This is a genomic window from Streptomyces thermocarboxydovorans (genome assembly GCF_039524635.1).
GTDB lineage: Bacteria > Actinomycetota > Actinomycetes > Streptomycetales > Streptomycetaceae > Streptomyces > Streptomyces thermocarboxydovorans.
In genome coordinates, this window is the sequence record NZ_BAAAGU010000084.1 from 1 (window position 1) to 18,725 (window position 18,725).

Sequence of the window (18,725 nt, forward strand, 5' to 3'; positions counted from 1 at the left end):
GCAGCCACTTCCTCGCCTTCCTGGGCCTCGCGGCCGCGCTGACCTGCTACAAGAAGCTCGCCAAAGCCACCACGTGAGACATCCTCTAAGTCGGTGGCCCATCACTCGCGTCCAGCACGGGAGCCGGCCTTTACTGGCGGGCTTGCGTATTCAACTGTCACCGGCTCTCCGAGGGGTCCAGCCCGGTGGTGACCGCCAGTGGTCTCCAGAGGCGTATCGCCTTCAAGACCGCCGACCAGGCCCTGGACCGGCACGACGCCGGACCGGTCACCGTCATCGACGACCGCCGCGTCGAGCGCGTCCCTGAAAGCCAAGGCCAAGACCCTCCACGTCGGCGTCGGCAACTACTGCTGGTTCTCCGGCCCGAGCAAGGCGTTGTGCCGGAAACTCGCCGGCACCCCGGACACCGACAAGCCCCTGATGGGGATGAGCGACTCGGCCCGCTGCGCGCAGGCCACCCAAGCGGCAGGCCGTGGCCCCAGCTCACTGGAGGAGCTGAAGGAAGCCCGATCGAAGAGGTCTGCTCCTACTGCCGCCGATCCGCCTGCCATCGAAGAGACGATCGAAGCCGCGGAAGCGCGCGTCCCTGTCAGGATCTGTCGACGGTCCGCCGCGGGGCGTCTACCTGGACATACACGGCGGCGGCTTCTACATGGACTCCGCAGCGCGAGGAGACAGACGCAACCGCGAGCTCGCAGACGCCCTGTACCTCGCCGTTGTCAGCGTCGACTACCGGCTGGCCCCTGAGTACCCCTGGCCCGCGGCACCCGACGACTGTGAAGCAGTGGCGCTCTGGCTCGTCGAAGAAGCCGATGCCCGCTTCGGAACGTCCCGACTCGCGATCGGCGGGAGCTCCGCGGGAGCCACACTCGCTCTGGCGACCCTGCTCCGGCTGGGAGACAAAGGTGCCGTTGGCCGATTCACCGGCGCTGCACTCCAATTCGGCACCTACGACTTGAGCGCACGAACCCCGGCCGGTCGCCGCATCACGGACGAATACTTCATCCAGGCGTACGTCGGCCATGTGGAAGACCGCACCGTTCCCGACATCTCTCCCATCTACGGCGATCTTCGGGGGCTTCCCCCAACGCTGCTGATCGTCGGCAGCGCAGACGTGTTGCTGGAAGACAACCTTGCGCTGGCGGGTCGGTTGTCAGCGGCCGGCAATGACGTCGAGCTCCGGATCTACCCCGAATCACCCCACGGCTTCACGGGCCACCCCACGGCAATGGCCAGGACGGCACTCAGCGGCGTCGACTCCTGGCTGCGCGACCGGATTACACAATCGTAGGGACCCGACCGCGGTCCTCGAAGGATCCCAGCCCTCGGGCCTGTCGTTTGGATCAGCCCGCGGGCGCGGGGTCTGGCACGCACATCTGCGGCGTTGTCGTCGGTTGCCGATGCTCCGCATCGGCAACCCTCCTCCGCCTTGCAGCTGCACGCACCAGACCCCGCTCACCGGTGCTGACAAGGCGCCGGCGATTCCCGCAGGCTGATCCAAACGACAGGCCCTAGAGGTCGATTACGTGAGACACGGCCTCGCGCACTCCCGTCGGCGTGGGCGGCAAACCGTCAGGCGCGCAGTCGACATCGATCGACCGGACACGTCTCATGCCCGGCTATCGGGCGTACCCGATCCGGATCGGCTTGGCCGCCGCGGCGGCCGGCACCGTCTCGACGGGCGGGCCCGGCATCCACGGCCGCCCCGTCCCGCGATCTTCCGGGCACTGGCACCTCCAACTCCTCGCGGAGCGCGGGAACGAGGATGAAGCGGGCGGTGTGGTACTTCGTCGCCGTCTTTCCGCCTCGGGTGCGGCACGGACTCCCGGCCGGGGCTTCACACTTCGGAAAGTCGTTTCTAGGCGGTCAAGATCACGGCTTGGCGCTCATGGCTGTTCCGTTGTCCCCCGAGGCCGGGACCGCTCTGCGGTGGCCCGAAGCTCTGCGGTTGTGCCGAATCGCGCGGCGGGGAGTCGTGGTGACACCGGTCCGATCACCAGCGGCACGGGGCCATTCCCCCACCGCCCGGCGTCCGCCCTGCCGGCTCCGCACCACGTTCCGGCCACGGACGGCTGCCGGCCGCCGGGGGCTACGGCGCGCCGGATAGACGGCCGCGGCAGACGGCCGCGGCGTCCAGCTCGCTCATCAGCAGGTCGCCCACGATTGCCGCGGCGGCTCGGTAGCCGCCGCTCGCTGCGTGGATCACCTGCTCGGAGAAGCCGATGGCGTTGCCCGCCGCCCAGACTCCCGGCACCGATGTCAGGCCGGTGGCGTCGACCACCGGGTACGTGCCGAACGGGGTTTCGTCCATCTGCGCGCCCAGCCGCTTCAGCAGGCCCGTCCGGGGCACGGGGCGCGGGGCGACGTAGAGGACGGAGCGGGCGTGGAAGGAGCCGTCGGAGAGCCGGACCCCGGTGAGCCGGTCGTCCTCGATGACCAGCTCGGTGACCTCGCCGGGCACCAGCTTCACGCCGGCGGCGGACAGCCTGCGCCGGTCCTGGTCGGTCAGTTCCTCCTCGGCGACCGTGTGCAGGAAGAAGGTCACGTCCTTGGACCACTGGGACACCATGAGTGCCTGGTGCGCGCTCGCCGCGCCGGACGCCAGCACGCCGAACGGCTCGTCCCGCACCTCCCAGCCGTGGCAGAACGGGCAGTGCAGCACGTCCCGGCCGAACCGTTCGGCGACACCGGGGACACCGGGCAGCTCGTCCCGCAGCCCCGTGGCGACAACCAGGCGCCGGGCGCGCACCTCGCGCCCGTCCTCCAGGGAGACGGTGAAGTCCCCGTCCCGCGCCACGTCCGTCACCCGGCCCCGCACCAGCTCGACCCCGTATCGTGCGATCTCCTCCCGGCCCACCGCGAGGAACTCGGCCGGGGACATGCCGTCCCGCGACAGATAGCCCTGCATGTGCGAGGAGGGCGCGTTGCGCGGCTCCCCGGCGTCCACCACCAGCGTCCGGCGCCGGGCCCGGCCCAGCACCAGCGCGGCGGACAACCCTGCTGCGCCGCCTCCGACGACGGCCACGTCGTACCGCCCGCCGGCGTGCCCCTTCGATTTCGATCCCATGTCGATCGGTCCCTTGCTGTCGGTCATGCCGACCACCTCCACGCCCGACGGTCGCCCGGCACCTGCCGCGTTGACAAACATCTTTGCCGGAACTGCAATGTCCGGCATGACGACGACGGACGAGACGGACGACGTTCTCGCGAATGTGGGCCCCAGGCTGCGCCGGATCCGCAAGGAGCGGGAGGTGACCCTGGCCGCGCTGTCCGAGGCGACCGGGATCTCCGTGAGCACCCTGTCGCGGCTGGAGTCCGGGCGGCGCAGGCCCAGCCTGGAGCTGCTGCTGCCCATCGCGCGGGCGCACCAGGTGGCGCTGGACGAACTGGTCGGCGCGCCCCCGGTGGGGGATCCGAGGGTGCGGACCAAGCCGCTGGTGCGGCACGGGCGCACCTACTGGCCGCTCACCCGGCAGCCCGGAGGGCTCCAGGCCTTCAAGGTGCTGGTGCCGCAGAGCACGGAGGAGCCCGAGCCGCGCACGCACGAGGGCTACGAGTGGCTGTATGTGCTGTCCGGGCGGCTGCGGGTGGTGCTCGGCGAGCACGACGTGGTGATGACCGCGGGCGAGGCCGCGGAGTTCGACACGCGTGTGCCGCACTGGTTCGGATCGACGGGGGAGGGGCCGGTGGAGTTCCTCAGCCTCTTCGGCCCGCAGGGCGAGCGGATGCACGTGCGGGCGCGGCCGAAACCGGCGTGACCTCGCGGCCGAGGCCGGCCTGATCCGCCGGCCCGGAGCCCGGCCGGCTCCCGAAGATGCCGCGGGCTGTTCCCTCACGGGCAAGCGACCGCTTAGTATGCCAACCGACCCGGTCCGACGAAGCAGTCCCCCGTGGAGGCCCGCATGCAGGCATGGCAAGTGCACGAGAACGGTGAGCCGGGTGAGGTGATGCGGCTCGCGGACGTGGAGCAGCCGGTCCCCGGCGAGGGTCAGGTCCTGCTGAAGGTGCGCGCCGCCAACATCAACTTCCCCGACGCGCTGATGTGCCGGGGCCTCTACCAGGTCAGGCCGCCCCTGCCCTTCACGCCGGGCGTGGAGATCTGCGGCGAGACCGAGGACGGCCGCCGCGTGATCGCCAACCCGGCCCTGCCCCACGGCGGCTTCGCCGAGTACGCCGTCGCCGACGCCAGGGCCCTGCTGCCCGCCCCCGACGCGCTGGACGACGCCGAGGCGGCGGCCCTGCACATCGGCTACCAGACCGGCTGGTTCGGCCTGCACCGGCGGGCCCGCCTCGAGGCCGGGGAGACGCTGCTCGTCCACGCCGCGGCCGGCGGCGTCGGCAGCGCGGCCGTGCAGCTCGGCAAGGCGGCCGGCGCCACCGTCATCGGCGTCGTCGGCGGGGCCCGGAAGGCCGCCGTCGCCCGCGAGCTGGGCTGCGACGTGGTGATCGACCGGCGCGAGCAGGACGTGGTGGCCGCCGTGAAGGAGGCCACCGGGGGCCGCGGCGCCGACGTGATCTACGACCCGGTGGGCGGCCAGGCCTACGCCCAGTCCGCCAAGACCGTCGCCTTCGAGGGGCGGATCGTGGTCGTCGGCTTCGCCGGCGGCGAGATCCCCAGCCCCGCGCTCAACCACGCCCTGGTGAAGAACTACTCGATCCTCGGCCTGCACTGGGGCCTGTACAACACCAAGAACCCGAAGCTGGTCCAGCACTGCCACGAGCAGCTCGTCGAACTGGCCGCACGCGGCGCCGTCAAGCCGCTGGTGAGCGAGCGCGTCCCGCTCGCGGCCGCCGCCGACGCCGTCCAGCGCGTCGCCGACGGAACCACCACCGGCCGCGTCACCGTGCTGCCCTCGCTGGAGAACGGAGCCGCCGCATGACCGACGCCGCCGAACTGCGCCGCCGCACCCAGGAGTTCCTGGCGGCGCACCCGCCCGCCGCCACCGACCGCCTCGACTTCCTGCGCGCCCGCTTCGACGCCGGACTCGCCTGGGTGCATTTCCCCGAAGGCCTCGGCGGCCTCGGCGCCCCCCGTGCGCTCCAGGCCGTCGTGGACGCCGAACTGGAGGCCGCCGGGGCACCCGACAACGACCCCCGCCGCATCGGCATCGGCCTCGGCATGGCCGCGCCGACCATCCTCCAGTACGGCACCGAGGAGCAGAAGCGCCGCTTCCTGAAGCCGCTGTGGACCGGGGAGGAGGTCTGGTGCCAGCTGTTCAGCGAGCCCGGCGCCGGATCCGACCTCGCCGCCCTCGGCACCCGCGCCGTCCGCGAGGGCGACGAGTGGGTGGTCAACGGGCAGAAGGTGTGGACGTCCAGTGCCCATGTCGCCCGCTGGGCCATCCTCATCGCCCGCACCGACCCGGACGTGCCCAAGCACAAGGGCATCACCTACTTCCTGTGCGACATGACCGACCCCGGCGTCGAGGTGCGCCCGCTGCGCCAGATCACCGGCGAGGCCGAGTTCAACGAGGTCTTCCTCACCGACGTCCGCATCCCCGACTCGCGCCGCCTCGGCGAGGTCGGTGACGGCTGGCGCGTCGCGCAGACCACGCTGAACAACGAGCGCGTCGCCATCGGCGGCATGCGGCTGCCCCGCGAGGGCGGCATGATCGGCCCCGTCGCAAAGACCTGGCGGGAACGCCCCGAACTGCGCACCCACGAGCTGCACCAGCGGCTGCTCAAGCTCTGGGTGGACGCCGAGGTCGCCCGCCTCACCGGCGAACGCCTGCGCCAGCAGCTCGTCGCCGGACAGCCCGGACCCGAGGGCGCCGGGATGAAGCTCGGCTTCGCCCGCCTCAACCAGGAGATCAGCGGACTGGAGGTGGAACTGCTCGGCGCCGAGGGCCTGTTGTACGACGACTGGACCATGCGCCGCCCCGAGCAGGTCGACTTCACCGGCCGCGAGGCCGGCTACCGCTATCTGCGCGCCAAGGGCAACAGCATCGAGGGCGGGACCAGCGAGGTCCTGCTGAACATCGTCGCCGAGCGCGTGCTGGGCCTGCCGGCCGAGCCGCGCACCGACAAGGACGTCGCCTGGAAGGACCTCGCCCGATGAGCACACAGCCGGACCTTCTGTACTCGGAGGAGGAAGAGGCGCTGCGCGGCGCCGTCCGTGACCTGCTCACGGACCACTGCGACGCGGCGGGCGTGCTCGCCCGCGCCGAGACGGACACCCCGCACGACCTGTCGCTGTGGAAGGCGCTCGCCGACGGCATGGGCCTCGCCGGGCTGCTCGTCCCCGAGGACCGGGGCGGCCAGGGCGCCACCCACCGGGAGGCCGCCGTCGTCCTGGAGGAGCTGGGCCGCGCGGTCGCTCCGGTGCCGTACCTCACCAGCGCGGTCGTGGCCACCGAGGCGCTGCTCGCCTGCGACGGGGGTTCGGAACTCCTCGGCGATCTGGCCTCCGCACGGAAGATCGGAGCGCTCGCCGTCGGGCTGCACACCGCCGCGGGCGGCGCCTTCACGGCCGTCCGGGCGGAGAACGGGGCGCTGAGCGGCACGGTGACCGGCGTCGCGGACGCCGCCGTCGCCGACGTGCTGCTGGTCCCGGCGGACGACGGCGGGCTGTACGCGGTGGACGCCGACGCGGCCACGATCACCCCGCAGACGTCCCTGGACCTCACCCGCCCCCTCGCCGAGGTGCGGCTCGACGCCGCCCCCGGCCGCCGGATCGGTGACGCCGAGCCCGCGATACGACGCGCCCTGCGCGCCGGTGCCGGACTGCTGGCCTCCGAGCAACTGGGGCTCGCCGACTGGACCTTGACCGAAACCGTGCGCTACCTGAAGGGCCGCAAGCAGTTCAACCGCCCGGTCGGCGGCTTCCAGGCACTCAAGCACCGGCTCGCCCAGCTGTGGCTCGAGGTCGTCAACCTCCGCGCCGCCGCCCGAGCCGCCGCCGACGCACTGGCGACCGGCGCGGACACCGACGTCTCGGTCGCCGTGGCGCAGGCCTACGCGGCGCCCGTCGCCGTCCGCGCGGCCGAGGAGGCCCTGCAACTGCACGGCGGCATCGGCATGACCTGGGAACACCCGGTCCACCTCTACCTCAAGCGCGCCAAGGCCGACTCGATCGCCTACGGCACCGCGGGCGCCCACCGCGCGGCCCTGGCGGAACTGGTCGACCTGCGGGCGCCCTGACCCGCGAGCACACGCGGAGAGAGCCGGAGCCCGTCCCCGCCGGGGGCGGGCTCCGCCCTGTTCCCGTTGTGCGGCCTCTGCCCTGTTCCCGTTGTGCGGTCCCTGCGCCGGTGAGGTGAACACCCGGCGGCGGATCGGCCAACTCCGCGCACGGCTCTGCTGTTTGGCACCCGACGGCCCGCATACTCCTTGAGGTCCCGCAGGCCCTACCAGGGAGGCAGAGCATGGCCCTCACCACCCGCCGCAGAGCCCTCACCACCCTCGGCGCCGCCCTCGCCGGTTCGTTCGCGCTGCCCGCCACCCAGGCGCTCGCCGGTGAACGGCGCCACCGGCCAAGCCCGTTGTGGCGCGCCCACGCCCACAACGACTACGAGCATCCCCGTCCCCTCCTCGACGCCCTCGACCACCGCTTCGGCAGCGTCGAGGCCGACATCTTCCTGGTCGGCGACCAACTCCTCGTCGCCCACGACCCCGTGGACCTCGACCCGTCCCGCACCCTGGAGTCCCGGTACCTCAAGCCCCTGGCCGCCCGGGTGCGCGCCAACCGCGGTACGGTCCACCGAGGACACCACCGGCCGCTCCAGCTGCTCATCGACATCAAGACCGAGGGCTCGTCCACCTACCTCGAACTGGACCGCCAACTGCGCCGCTACCGGCACCTGTTCACCACGTATGTGCACGGCCGGGTGCTGCCCGGACCGGTCACCGCCGTCATCTCCGGCGACCGCGCCGCCCGGCTGCCGATGGAGGCGCAGCGGGTGCGCCGAGCCTTCTACGACGGCCGGCTCGCCGACCTCGGCGGCCCGGCACCGGCCTCCTTCATGCCGTTGATCAGCGACAACTGGTCGCTGCACTTCACCTGGCTCGGGTCCGGCGCCTTCCCGGAGGCCGAGCGTGCGAAGCTGCGGCAGATCGTGCGCACCGCCCACACGCGCGGCCAGAAGGTGCGCTTCTGGGCCACCCCGGACCTGCCGGGCCCCGAGCGCGAGGCGGTGTGGCGTGAACTGGTCGCCGCGGACGTCGACTTCCTCAACACCGACGACCTGGCGGGCCTGGAATCCTTCCTGGACTCCTACCGCCCGGCATAGCGCCGGCGCAGACACCACACGTTCGGAGGACACCTCAGCTGCCCGGACGAACCCTCCGCTACGCCACACTTGCGGCCGAACGCCGCGAAGCGGACGTGGCGGAGGAGGTAGACGATGGCGATTTCCATCTCTGTGGTGCTGCTGCTCGGGATCCTGGCGGTGATCTTCCTGCGGAACGGCGGGCTGAAGTTCTCCCACGCCCTGGTGTGTCTGCTGCTCGGCTTCTACCTGGCCAGCACCAGCATCGCCCCCACCATCCACAGCGGCCTCACGGCGACGGCGGACATCGTCAGCAGCCTGCGGCCGTAGACCCGCGGCCGGCAGCGGCTTGCGCTCGTGGACCCGCGTGGGGCGCCAGGGGCGGGCGGCAGCTTGCGGTCGTGGGCCCGTGCGGGGCGCGGAGATCGGCAACGGCGGCCTGCGGCAGTGGACCCGCGCAGGGCACCGGTGCCGGGTGTCAGGCGCGTTCGGACACGGCGGCCGGGTCGTCCAGGACGCCCCGCACCACCGAGTGCGCCGCGCCGAGCAGCGGTCCCTCCGGGCCCAGCGAGGAGACCGTGACGGGGCAGGCCGGCCCGGCGGTACGGCGGGCCAGCTCCGAGCGCAGCGACGGCAGCAGCCAGGGGGCCAGGCCCGCCAGCGCGCCGCCCAGCACCACGCTCTCCGGGTCGAGCAGATTCACCGCGCCGGTCAGCGCGATGCCGAGCGCGGTCCCCGCGTCGCGCAGGGCGTCCCGCACGGCCCGGTCGCCCTGTTCCGCGCGGCCCGCGAGCAGGCCCACGCGGTCCTCGCCGGGCTCCAGGCCCGCCGCGCGCAGCACCGCCTCCTCACCGGCGTACTGCTCCAGACAGCCGCGGCCCCCGCAGGGGCAGGCGGGGCCGTCCGGGTGCGCCGGCACATGGCCCAGCTCGCCCGCGAAGCCGCGGTTGCCGTACAGCAGCCGCCCGTCGACGACCACGGCCGCGCCGATGCCGATCTCCGCCGACACATGGAGGAAGTCGCGCGGCGCCCCCTTGCCGAGCCAGAGCTCGGCCAGCGCGCCGAAGTTGGCCTCGTTGCCCACCGTCAGCGGCCATCGCGCCGGGAGCAGGGCGGCGAGGTCGGTGTCCTGCCAGCCGAGGTTGGGTGCGCGGACCACCGTCCGGGCGTCCCGCGCCACCAGACCGGGAACGGCCACGGCCAGCCCGGCCGGCCACAGGCCCGCGCCGTCCGCCTCGGCGACGACCTGGTCGATCAGTTCCCTCAGCTCAGCGATCACGGACTCGGGCGCCCGGTCCCGGTTCGCCGTCTGCCGCACCGCCCGCGCCCGGACCTCGCCGCGCAGGTCCACCGCGCAGACGGCGAGATGGTCGACCCCCACCTCGGCGCCGATGCCCGCCGGACCGTGCCCGCTCACCGCGAGCGCCGAGCCGGGCCGGCCCACCCTGCGGGGCCGCTCCGGACCCAGCTCCTCCAGCAGGCCGGAGCGGATCAGCTCGTCCACCAGGGTGGACACCGCGGCGCGGGTCAGACCGATGCGTGAGGCGACGGCGGCCCGGGACAGCGGCCCCTCGGCGCTGACGGTGTGCATGACGCGCGCCAGGTTGCGGCGGCGCATCCCCTGCTGGGTGTCGGGCAGCGCCCGCCCCGGACCGGCCGCGGGTCGTGCGTCGTGCAGCGGTGCGCTCATGCCTCCGTCAGTCCTCGGTCAGTGGTGCCCCGGTGGGGCGGCCGCGCGGTGCTGCCCGCGCCGCCGCCGGCGTTCACCGTGGAGCGGCCGGGCCGGCCCGCGCCGTCAGTCCGTGTCCGCCGCGCGATCCAGCAGCGGCGCCGCGTCGGAGCGTACCTCGGCGATCCGGGCCAGCGTCTCCTCGTCCCGTTCCACGGGCTCCAGCACCGGCCCCACCGCCGTGTTCCAGCGCCGGGCGACCGCCGCCGGGTCCTCCCCGGTCAGCAGCCCGGCCGCCTGGGCCGCGGCGCCGAGCGCCACCAGCTCCTTCGCCTCCGGCACCTGGACGGGACGCCCCGACAGCCGCCGCACGGTCTCCTGCCAGGCCCTGCCGCGCGCCCCGCCGCCGATCAGCAGCAGTGGCGCCGACGGGTCGGCGTCCTCGTCGAGCACGAGATCGAGCGCGTCCAGCAGCGAGTGCACGGCGCCGTCGTAGGCGGCCTGGAGCAGCTGCCCGCCGGTGGTGTCGTGGCGCAGCCCGTACAGCAGGCCGGAGGCGTGCGGGAGGTTCGGGGTGCGCTCGCCGTCGAGGAACGGCAGCAGGGTGACCCCACCGCCCGGCTCGACCGCCTCACGGTCCAGGCCCAGCAGCGCCGCGACGCGGTCCACGGCGAGCGTGCAGTTGAGGGTGCAGGCCAGCGGCAGCCAGTCGCTGCGGGCGTCGGCGAAACCGGCCACCGTCCCGCTGGGGTCGGCGGGCCGCCGGCGCGAGACGGCGTAGACCGTGCCCGAGGTGCCCAGGCTCATCACCGGCATGCCCGGCCGCAGACCCAGGCCCAGGGCCGCCGCGGCGTTGTCACCGGTGCCGCACGCGACCAGGGTGCCCCTGGAGAACGGCAGGTCGTGGCTGTCGCGGACGGTGCCCGCCACCTCGCCGGAGCGCACCACCCGGGGCAGCAGCGCCGGGTCGAGGCCCACATGGGCGAGGATCTCCTCGTCGTACGTCTCGGTCGCCGAGGCCCACCAGCCGGTGCCGGAGGCGTCGCCCCGGTCGGTGGTGCCCTGCCCGGTGAGCCGCTCGGTCAGATAGTCGTGGGGGAGCCGTACCGCCCGGGTGGCGCGGACCGACTCCGGCTCGTGCTCGGCCAGCCAGGCCCACTTGGTGACCGTGAAGGAGGCGGTGGGGACGCTGCCGGTGCGCTCGGCCCAGAACTTCGCGCCGCCCAGCTCCTCGACGAGGCGGCGGGCCTGGGGCGCGGAGCGCACATCGTTCCACAGCAGCGCCGGACGCACCGGCTCGCCGTGCTCGTCCAGGGTGACCAGGCCGTGCTGCTGCCCGCCGACGGACACCGCGGCCGCCTCGTGCGCCGGCTCGCCGCACTGCCGCAGCGCCTCGCACAGCGCCTCCCACCACTGGCGCGGGTCGCTCTCCCGGCCCGCGCCCGAGGTCACCGTGTGCGGCGCCTGACCGCTCGCGACCACTCTGCCGGTGGCCACGTCGACGACCAGCGCCTTGGTGGACTGGGTGGACGTATCCACGCCGACGACGAGCGGACCCTCGGCTGCTGACATCGGTCTCTCCCTCTTCCGGGCTCGGTCGGGACGCGTCACGGACGGATGGGGAACACCTTGTGACTTCCCAGGAGTGCGCTCGCATACTAATTTGTAAATCGCCATGACGAAATAGCCTCAGCGACCAAGGAGCCGCGGCATGAGCCACCAGCCCACCCCCGAGGACAAATTCACCTTCGGCCTGTGGACCGTCGGCTGGCAGGGACGGGACCCCTTCGGCGACGCCACCCGGCGCGCCCTCGACCCCGCCGAGACGGTGCGGCGCCTGGCCGAGCTGGGCGCCTACGGGGTCACCTTCCACGACGACGACCTGATCCCCTTCGGCTCGAGCGACAGCGAGCGCGAGGAGCACATCAAGCGGTTCCGGCAGGCGCTGGACGCCACCGGCATGAAGGTGCCGATGGCCACCACCAACCTCTTCACCCACCCGGTGTTCAAGGACGGCGCCTTCACCGCCAACGACCGCGACGTGCGCCGCTACGCGCTGCGCAAGACCATCCGCAACATCGACCTCGCGGTCGAGCTGGGCGCACAGGTGTACGTCGCCTGGGGCGGGCGCGAGGGCGCCGAGTCCGGCGCGGCCAAGGACGTCCGGGTGGCCCTGGACCGCATGAAGGAGGCCTTCGACCTCCTCGGCGAGTACGTCACCTCCCAGGGCTACGACCTGCGCTTCGCCATCGAGCCCAAGCCGAACGAGCCGCGCGGCGACATCCTGCTGCCCACCGTCGGACACGCACTGGCGTTCATCGAGCGCCTGGAACGGCCGGAGCTGTACGGGGTGAACCCGGAGGTCGGCCACGAGCAGATGGCCGGGCTGAACTTCCCGCACGGCATCGCCCAGGCGCTGTGGGCGGGCAAGCTCTTCCACATCGACCTCAACGGTCAGTCGGGCATCAAGTACGACCAGGACCTGCGCTTCGGCGCGGGCGACGTGCGGTCCGCCTTCTGGCTGGTGGACCTGCTGGAGTCGGCCGGCTACACCGGCCCGCGCCACTTCGACTTCAAGCCGCCGCGCACCGAGGACCTGGACGGCGTGTGGGCCTCGGCCGCCGGCTGCATGCGCAACTACCTCATCCTCAAGGAGCGCGCGGCGGCCTTCCGGGCGGATCCGGAGGTGCAGGAGGCGCTGCGCGCGGCCCGGCTGGACGAGCTGGCCCGGCCGACGGCCGCGGACGGGCTCCAGGCACTGCTGGAGGACCGGTCGGCCTTCGAGGAGTTCGACGTGGAGGCCGCGGCGGCCCGCGGGATGGCCTTCGAGCGGCTCGACCAGCTGGCCATGGACCACCTGCTGGGCGCCCGCGGCTGACCGGCGCGCGCCGGGGGCGTCCGGTTGCTGTTGCGGTCCGCCTCCGCTTGCGGTTGTGGTCCGCCTCCGCCCGGTCTGGTGCCGGGCGGGGGTGCGGCGTTCGGGGCGTGGGGGACGGGGGTGAACCAGCCCCGGTGGGTGACGTTCCGCCGGGGCTCGCTGTCGGGTTGGCGTGAGGTCGGGGTGGCGCGACGTCGGGTGTCGGCTTCGGTCGTCGCGGGTCGGCTCCGGATGTCGGGCGGGCGGGTGCCTCAGCGTGCGGGGTGCGGTTGTGTGCATGCGCGGTTGCGCGGTTGCGCGGTTGCGTGGACGGGCGGGGCGGGTGTGCGCCGGGCGTGTGGCCGAGGCGTGCCCATGGGTGCGGCGGCGCCCCGTGACACCTCCGTAGCGCGCGGCATCCTCGCGCCGCGCGCCGCCTGCGGCGACCATGGGCCCATGGCCACTCCACCCGTACCGCCCCAGCCGCCGGCCGGACCTCCGGGCGATGCGCCGCCTCCGGGCGGCGGTTACGGACCGCCCTCCCACGGCGGAGCACCGCCGCCGGAACCTCCCGACGACCACGGGGACGGGGGAGGGCACGGGCCGGGCGGACGCCGGATCCTGTTCGTGCTGCTCGCCGCGGTCGTGGCCGTCACGGCGCTGTCCTTGATCGTGCTGTTCGCCACCGGTGACGACGACTCCCCGGACACGGAGCCGACCAGCACGGGCACCAACGGCTCACCCGGCCCCTCCCTGGACCTCCCGTCCGGCTTCCCCAGCGGTCTGCTGCCCTCCGGGTTCCCGAGCGAGCTCCCGTCGGAGCTGCCGTCGGGATTCCCCTCCGAGCTGCCGTCCGGCTTCCCGACGGCGTGGCCCTCCGGATTCCCCAGCCATCTGCCGAGCGGCCTTGAGTCCCTGCTGCCGTCCCTGGGCGAGGCCGCCGCGCGCTGACCTGCCCCGCCTAAGGGCCCGGCGCGGCGCCCTCCGGTCCAGGGACCGGCGGCGCGCTCGGCCTGGGGATCTGCGCGCGCTCCGCCTAAGGACCGGTGGCGCCCTCCGCCGTCGCCAGCGCGGTCGCCGGGTCCTGGGCGGGCGCTCCCGCCGGGGTCCAGCGGCCGCGTTCCTTGCGATAGGGCCACCAGCGCCCGTCCCGGCCCAGGCGCAGCTGGACGGGCGCGCCGACGACGGTCCACCGGTTGCCGCGGGCCTTCAGAGGTGGCCGTTCGCTCTCCTCCCAGGCCGCGTCGAGCGCGGCACGCGCCCGGGCCAGGGTGTGCCAATCCAGCGTCCACTCCTCGTCGAGCACCTCCAGGGCCTCCGCCCCGCCCCGCTGCCACGCACGGACCGCCACAGCCAGCCCCTCCCTGCCGCGCCCCGAACCCTCGGCGAGCCGGATTGCCACCTCCGGCGCGGGTTCCCCGGCGGCGAGCCGCACCGCGTCCTGAGCGACGGTCGCTCCGGGCACTGTCGGGTGCTCCTGCCGGCCCGACTGCCCCTCCCGCAGGGCCTCCGAGAGGAGCCGGTGTGCCTCCGCCGCGGTCCGGGCTGCCAGGAACTCCAGCGCGCCCGGGTCGATCCCGGCGGGCGGCGGAGTCTCCGTGTCCAGCGACGGGGGTGCGCCCGGCTCGGCCGGGAGCGCCGGAAGGTCCGGGAGCGGAGGCAGGACGGCCCCGGTCGCGAACGCCTCGTCGGCGTCCACCCCGCGCCCGTCGTGCGCCCCGTGCATCCCGTTCGACTCGTGCGCCCCGTCGGCCCCGGCGGGTCGTTCGCCCGGCCCCGACGTCCCGGCGCGCGACTCCAGCGCCTCCAGCAGGGCGCGTTCACCCCGCCCCCGCATCAGCAGCAGGACGAACGGGTCCTGGTCCAGCAGCCTGGCCGTCTGGTAGCAGAGCGCCGCCGTGTGAGCGCAGTGGTCCCAGGCCCCGCAGTCGCACTCGGCCTCCAGATCGCCGAGCCCCGGCAGCAGCTCCACCCCGGCCGGCTCCGCGTCCTCCACCAGATGCGTCGGCATCTCCCGGTCGAGCAACGCCGCCACATGTCCGGCCCGTTCGGCCGCCATGTCCACGAAGCGGTCCCACTGCTCGTCGGTCAGCTGCTGCAGCAGCACATCCGCCCGGTGCCCGGTGCCGTCGCGGTCCTGGACGACCGCTGTGATGCGGCCCGGCCGCACGGACACCGCGCCGACCGCGCCCGCCCGCGCGAGCCTGCGGCCCGCCTTGAGCTGCCCCGGATCCAGCGCCGTGCTCTCCAGCGCGGTCAGCCAGGCGCGTCCCCACCAGGTCAGGGCGAAGGCCCGCCCCCGCGCGGGCGGCAGCGCGCCGAACGTCCGCTCCGCACCGGCGCCTTCACCGCCGTGCTCACCGTCGTACCGGGTCATCGCCGTCATCGCCGTCCCCCTCGTTCGTCCTCGCGCAGCGCCACCAGGTCCGCCAGCTCCGCGACCGTCAGTTCGGTGAGCGCCGCCTCGCCCGAGCCCAGCACCGCGTCGGCCAGCTCCCGCTTGCTCTCCAGCAGGGCGGCGATGCGGTCCTCGACGGTCCCCTCGGCGATGATGCGGTGCACCTGCACCGGCCGGGTCTGGCCGATGCGGTACGCCCGGTCCGTCGCCTGCGCCTCGACGGCGGGGTTCCACCAGCGGTCGTAGTGCACGACATGCTCGGCGCGCGTCAGGTTCAGACCGGTGCCCGCCGCCTTGAGCGACAGCAGGAACACCGGCACCTCGCCCTCCTGGAAGCGCCGCACCATCTCCTCGCGCACGGCCACCGGCGTGCCGCCGTGCAGGAGCTGGGCCGGAACGCCCCGTGCGGCCAGGTGGCGCTCCAGGATCCTGGCCATCGCCACGTACTGCGTGAACACCAGCACGCCCGCCTGCTCGGCGAGCACGGTGTCGAGCAGTTCGTCCAGCAGCTCCAGCTTGCCGGAGCGTCCCGCGACCACCGGGCGCTCCTCCTTGAGGTACTGCGCGGGGTGGTTGCAGATCTGCTTCAGACCGGTCAGCAGCTTCACGATCAGGCCCCGGCGCGCCATCCCGTCGGCCTCGGCGATCTCGGCCAGCGCCTCGCGCACCACGGCCTCGTACAGCCCCGCCTGCTCCTGCGTGAGGGACACGGCGTGATCGGTCTCGGTCTTCGGCGGCAGCTCCGGCGCGATCCCCGGGTCCGACTTGCGGCGGCGCAGCAGGAACGGCCGCACCAGCCTGGCCAGCCGCTCCGCCGCGGCCGGGTCCCGGCCCGCCTCCACGGCGTCCGCGTACCGGCTGCGGAAGGTGCCGAGCCGGCCGAGCAGACCGGGCGTGGTCCAGTCGAGGATCGCCCACAGCTCTGTCAGGTTGTTCTCCACCGGCGTGCCGGTGAGCGCCACCCGGGCGCGGGCGCCGATCGACCGCAGCTGACGGGCCGTCGAGGCGTACGGGTTCTTCACGTGCTGGGCCTCGTCGGCGACCACCATCCCCCAGTCGACCCCGGAGAGCCGGCCGGCGTCCAGACGCATGGTGCCGTACGTGGTGAGCACGAACTCGCCGTCCGCCAGGCTGTGCAGGGAGCGGCGCGTCCCGTGGAAGCGCCGCACGGCGGTGCCGGGCGCGAAGCGCTCGATCTCGCGCTGCCAGTTGCCCATCAGCGACGCCGGGCAGACCACCAGCGTGGGTCCGGCCGCCGCCGGATCGCTCTGCCGGTGCAGATGCAGCGCGATGAGCGTGATGGTCTTGCCGAGACCCATGTCGTCGGCGAGGCAGCAGCCGAGGCCCAGCGAGGTCATACGAGCCAGCCAGTCGAGACCGCGCCGCTGATAGTCGCGCAGGGTGGCGGCGAGCCCGGCCGGCGGCTCGACCGGCTCCTGCCCCTCGGGTTCCGCGAGCCGGTCGCGCAGCGCCGCCAGCCATCCGGTCGGCCGGACCTCGATCCGCCGCCCGTCCACCTCCACGGAGCCGGTCAGCGCCGCGCCGAGCGCCTCGACGGGCGTGACCTTGTGGGCCCGGCGGGCGCGGGCGCGCTCGATCTCCTGAGGGTCGATCAGCATCCACTGGTCACGCAGTCGCACCACCGGACGGTTGGCCTCGGCGAGCCGGTCCAGCTCCTCCCGGGTGACCTGTTGCCCGCCGACGGCGAACGACCAGTCGAACGCCAGCAGCGCGCCGGCCGACAGGAACGACGGCCCCTGAGCGAAACCGGCCGGCCCGAACTCCCGCTTCTCGTCGGCGGGGCCGACCTCCGCGCGGGTGGTCAGGCTCCGGGTCAGCTCCTTCGGCCAGTGCACCTCCACGCCCGCACCGGCCAGCGCCCGCGCCCCCTCACCGAGCAGATCGACGACCTCCTCGTCGGCGAGCTCCACCGCGTCAGGGACGGTCGTCGACAGCAAGGGCGCCAGCGGCGGCCAGGCGCGGGCGGCCCGGCGCAGGGCCAGCAGGGCGTCCCGGCGCTCGGCCGCGCCGAAGGCGCCGCCGGAGGTGCCGCCGGAGGTGCCGCTCGAGGCCGTGGACCAGACGTCGGCGGCATCCGAGACGAGGGTCGGGTCGCTGACGCTGTGCACCTGGAGCACGGCACGGAAGGTCACCGGGGGTGAGGTGATGCCGTCGTCCGCGGAGGCGGCGCTGCCGTCCGGGGTGGCGGTGTCGTCAGGGGAGTTGCTGGTTTCGTCCGGTGTATGGGCAGGTGGCACGGCGGCGTCCGCCGGGTCCGTCAGGCCGTCCACCTCGATACGCAGGGAGAGCCGGACGCCCGCGTCATGGCCCGCGGCGACATCGGCGGCCCAGGCCCGCAGCTCCGGCAGCCGCTGCGGACGCGGCTCGGTGTAGGCGGGGGTGCCGGTGACCAGGGGTGCGGCGGGGCTGCGGGGGAGGGTGTCGGCGACGGCGTCCAGGAAGGCGCGCAGCAGGCGTTCCGGGTCGGGCAGCCGCAGCGGCGCGTCGGAGTCCACGGGGACGGAGGGGGCCCCGCTGGAGTCCACGGGGACGGCGTGCGCCTCGGGCGGCATGGCGGCGGCCAGCCGGCGCACCGCCTCGATGTCCTCGGGGCCCAGTGGTCCCACGCGCCAGGCGTCGTGATCGGTGGGGGAGAGGCCGGGCAGCAGCAGTCCGCGGGCCACCAGCCGCAGGGCGTGCAGGGCGGCGGCACCCCAGAAGACGGTGGCCCGATGGCCCTGACCGGAGGTGCGCGCGTGGAGGAGAAGGGGCAGGGCGGCACGCACCGGCACCAGCAGCGCGGGCACCGTCACCGGCTCGGCGCCCTCCGTACCGGGCGCGACCACGGTCAGCTCCTCGAGCCGGCCCAGCTCGAGGGTTGGTGGCGGCGGTCCGTCGGGATGCCAGAAGGCGATGCGGCCGCTGCGGGCGGGGTCGCCCGGCAGGAACACGGCGGAGCAGTGGGCGAGCAGGGGCAGGTCGGAGGACGAGGAGGGCGGAACGGGGGGAGTCGTCTGCGCGATGATGGCCGAGTCCTCAAATTTGACTAGTACTGTCGGAGTCGCCGAGGCTACACCACGCTCGGCGTCGACCGGCTATGCCTCCTGTGTGAGTGGGGTCACTATGAAGGCTGAGGACGAGAGGAGGAGCTGAGGGAGCCCTAGGGGGCGTACTTCAGGGTCGTCTCAGGGACGAGGCCAGGAACCGGCGCCGAGGCGGAGCCGTTTTCACGACAGAGAGCGGCAAGGGCCGCGAAGGAGGCGACACTCATGTCGAAGAACGCGAAGATCGCCGCGGGGGGCGTGGCGGCCGGGCTCATCCTGCTCATATGGCTGCCCTGGTGGGCCGCCCTCCTGATCATCCTCGGCGTCCCGGCCGCGGCCTACCTCGCCCTGGACCCCTCCCAGCGGCGCAGGCTCCGCCGCGTCTCCCGCCGGGAGCTCGGCCGCTGAGAAGGAGCTGAAGGGAAGGGGCCCAGGGGTTCGCGGGTCCGGAGAACGCGGAGGGCAGGGCACGCCTAGTGCTCTGACCGCATAGGTTCGCCGGGTTTCATGCTGCTGGGGCCAGGGGGCGTCCGCCCCAGCGGATGCGTTT

General features: G+C 73.8%; 14 protein-coding genes and 2 pseudogenes. 10 read left to right on the forward strand and 6 right to left on the reverse strand.

What is annotated here, in order from left to right; all coding sequences use genetic code 11:
* Window positions 1-420 precede the first annotated feature (420 nt).
* Window positions 421-1,291: pseudogene (locus tag ABD198_RS28025) on the forward strand (alpha/beta hydrolase).
* 281 nt (window positions 1,292-1,572) lie between these two features.
* On the opposite strand, the pseudogene ABD198_RS30835 reads toward ABD198_RS28025, so the two are convergent.
* Window positions 1,573-1,791: pseudogene (locus tag ABD198_RS30835) on the reverse strand (hypothetical protein); the annotation flags it as partial.
* Window positions 1,792-2,089: 298 nt separating this feature from the next.
* Entirely contained in the window at window positions 2,090-3,094 is a 1,005-nt protein-coding gene (locus ABD198_RS28030; RefSeq protein ID WP_425580570.1) for an NAD(P)/FAD-dependent oxidoreductase, read from the reverse strand.
* 79 nt (window positions 3,095-3,173) lie between these two features.
* Here ABD198_RS28030 and ABD198_RS28035 point away from each other — a divergent pair, with 79 nt between their 5' ends.
* The 6 genes from ABD198_RS28035 to ABD198_RS28060 all read left to right on the forward strand — a co-directional run bounded on the left by ABD198_RS28035 (window position 3,174) and on the right by ABD198_RS28060 (window position 8,537).
* On the forward strand, window positions 3,174-3,758 hold the full coding sequence (locus ABD198_RS28035) for a helix-turn-helix domain-containing protein (RefSeq protein WP_344007066.1): 585 nt from the start codon (window positions 3,174-3,176) through the stop codon (window positions 3,756-3,758).
* Window positions 3,759-3,902: 144 nt separating this feature from the next.
* Window positions 3,903-4,880, forward strand: a complete 978-nt coding sequence (locus ABD198_RS28040; RefSeq protein WP_344007068.1) for an NADPH:quinone oxidoreductase family protein — start codon at window positions 3,903-3,905, stop codon at window positions 4,878-4,880.
* Window positions 4,877-6,058 (forward strand): acyl-CoA dehydrogenase family protein, encoded by a 1,182-nt coding sequence (locus tag ABD198_RS28045; RefSeq protein WP_344007070.1) that lies wholly within the window; start codon window positions 4,877-4,879, stop codon window positions 6,056-6,058. Before ABD198_RS28040 ends, ABD198_RS28045 begins: the two co-directional genes overlap by 4 nt.
* Window positions 6,055-7,140, forward strand: a complete 1,086-nt coding sequence (locus ABD198_RS28050) for an acyl-CoA dehydrogenase family protein (protein ID WP_344007072.1) — start codon at window positions 6,055-6,057, stop codon at window positions 7,138-7,140. Before ABD198_RS28045 ends, ABD198_RS28050 begins: the two co-directional genes overlap by 4 nt.
* 224 nt (window positions 7,141-7,364) lie before the next feature.
* Window positions 7,365-8,228: a phosphatidylinositol-specific phospholipase C/glycerophosphodiester phosphodiesterase family protein gene (locus ABD198_RS28055; protein ID WP_344007074.1), complete on the forward strand. Its 864-nt coding sequence runs from the start codon at window positions 7,365-7,367 to the stop codon at window positions 8,226-8,228.
* A gap of 114 nt (window positions 8,229-8,342) precedes the next feature.
* A complete protein-coding gene (locus tag ABD198_RS28060; RefSeq protein WP_167997785.1) occupies window positions 8,343-8,537 on the forward strand; it encodes a hypothetical protein in 195 nt (64 codons plus the stop codon).
* 148 nt (window positions 8,538-8,685) lie between these two features.
* Here ABD198_RS28060 and ABD198_RS28065 read toward each other — a convergent pair whose 3' ends face one another.
* Both ABD198_RS28065 and xylB read right to left on the reverse strand, forming a co-directional pair.
* The gene (locus ABD198_RS28065; protein ID WP_344007076.1) at window positions 8,686-9,897 is read right to left on the reverse strand and encodes an ROK family protein; all 1,212 of its coding nucleotides are present in this window, start codon (window positions 9,895-9,897) and stop codon (window positions 8,686-8,688) included.
* A gap of 105 nt (window positions 9,898-10,002) precedes the next feature.
* A complete protein-coding gene (gene xylB, locus ABD198_RS28070) occupies window positions 10,003-11,448 on the reverse strand; it encodes a xylulokinase (protein ID WP_344007080.1) in 1,446 nt (481 codons plus the stop codon).
* Window positions 11,449-11,587: 139 nt separating this feature from the next.
* On the opposite strand from xylB, the gene xylA reads away from it, so the two are divergent.
* Both xylA and ABD198_RS28080 read left to right on the forward strand, forming a co-directional pair.
* On the forward strand, window positions 11,588-12,754 hold the full coding sequence (gene xylA, locus ABD198_RS28075; protein WP_344007082.1) for a xylose isomerase: 1,167 nt from the start codon (window positions 11,588-11,590) through the stop codon (window positions 12,752-12,754).
* A gap of 435 nt (window positions 12,755-13,189) precedes the next feature.
* On the forward strand, window positions 13,190-13,684 hold the full coding sequence (locus tag ABD198_RS28080; protein WP_344007084.1) for a hypothetical protein: 495 nt from the start codon (window positions 13,190-13,192) through the stop codon (window positions 13,682-13,684).
* Window positions 13,685-13,769: 85 nt separating this feature from the next.
* Here ABD198_RS28080 and ABD198_RS28085 read toward each other — a convergent pair whose 3' ends face one another.
* Window positions 13,770-15,110: an SWIM zinc finger family protein gene (locus tag ABD198_RS28085; protein WP_344007090.1), complete on the reverse strand. Its 1,341-nt coding sequence runs from the start codon at window positions 15,108-15,110 to the stop codon at window positions 13,770-13,772.
* Between the two features lie 5 nt (window positions 15,111-15,115).
* Window positions 15,116-18,154: a DEAD/DEAH box helicase gene (locus ABD198_RS28090; RefSeq protein WP_425580571.1), complete on the reverse strand. Its 3,039-nt coding sequence runs from the start codon at window positions 18,152-18,154 to the stop codon at window positions 15,116-15,118.
* 246 nt (window positions 18,155-18,400) lie between these two features.
* Between ABD198_RS28090 and ABD198_RS28095 the strand changes: the two genes are divergently transcribed.
* Window positions 18,401-18,583 carry a hypothetical protein gene (locus ABD198_RS28095; protein ID WP_167997791.1) on the forward strand — a complete coding sequence of 61 codons (183 nt, stop codon included), beginning with the start codon at window positions 18,401-18,403 and terminating at the stop codon, window positions 18,581-18,583.
* Window positions 18,584-18,725: the final 142 nt, after the last annotated feature.

What these genes read in the sequence shown, in the direction of transcription:
- ABD198_RS28030 (WP_425580570.1), bottom strand. Translation starts at nt 3,094, where the DNA reads ATGACCGACAGCAAGGGACCGATCGACATGGGATCGAAATCGAAGGGG.
- ABD198_RS28035 (WP_344007066.1), top strand. Translation starts at nt 3,174, where the DNA reads ATGACGACGACGGACGAGACGGACGACGTTCTCGCGAATGTGGGCCCC.
- ABD198_RS28040 (WP_344007068.1), top strand. Translation starts at nt 3,903, where the DNA reads ATGCAGGCATGGCAAGTGCACGAGAACGGTGAGCCGGGTGAGGTGATG.
- ABD198_RS28045 (WP_344007070.1), top strand. Translation starts at nt 4,877, where the DNA reads ATGACCGACGCCGCCGAACTGCGCCGCCGCACCCAGGAGTTCCTGGCG.
- ABD198_RS28050 (WP_344007072.1), top strand. Translation starts at nt 6,055, where the DNA reads ATGAGCACACAGCCGGACCTTCTGTACTCGGAGGAGGAAGAGGCGCTG.
- ABD198_RS28055 (WP_344007074.1), top strand. Translation starts at nt 7,365, where the DNA reads ATGGCCCTCACCACCCGCCGCAGAGCCCTCACCACCCTCGGCGCCGCC.
- ABD198_RS28060 (WP_167997785.1), top strand. Translation starts at nt 8,343, where the DNA reads ATGGCGATTTCCATCTCTGTGGTGCTGCTGCTCGGGATCCTGGCGGTG.
- ABD198_RS28065 (WP_344007076.1), bottom strand. Translation starts at nt 9,897, where the DNA reads ATGAGCGCACCGCTGCACGACGCACGACCCGCGGCCGGTCCGGGGCGG.
- xylB (WP_344007080.1), bottom strand. Translation starts at nt 11,448, where the DNA reads ATGTCAGCAGCCGAGGGTCCGCTCGTCGTCGGCGTGGATACGTCCACC.
- xylA (WP_344007082.1), top strand. Translation starts at nt 11,588, where the DNA reads ATGAGCCACCAGCCCACCCCCGAGGACAAATTCACCTTCGGCCTGTGG.
- ABD198_RS28080 (WP_344007084.1), top strand. Translation starts at nt 13,190, where the DNA reads ATGGCCACTCCACCCGTACCGCCCCAGCCGCCGGCCGGACCTCCGGGC.
- ABD198_RS28085 (WP_344007090.1), bottom strand. Translation starts at nt 15,110, where the DNA reads ATGACCCGGTACGACGGTGAGCACGGCGGTGAAGGCGCCGGTGCGGAG.
- ABD198_RS28095 (WP_167997791.1), top strand. Translation starts at nt 18,401, where the DNA reads ATGTCGAAGAACGCGAAGATCGCCGCGGGGGGCGTGGCGGCCGGGCTC.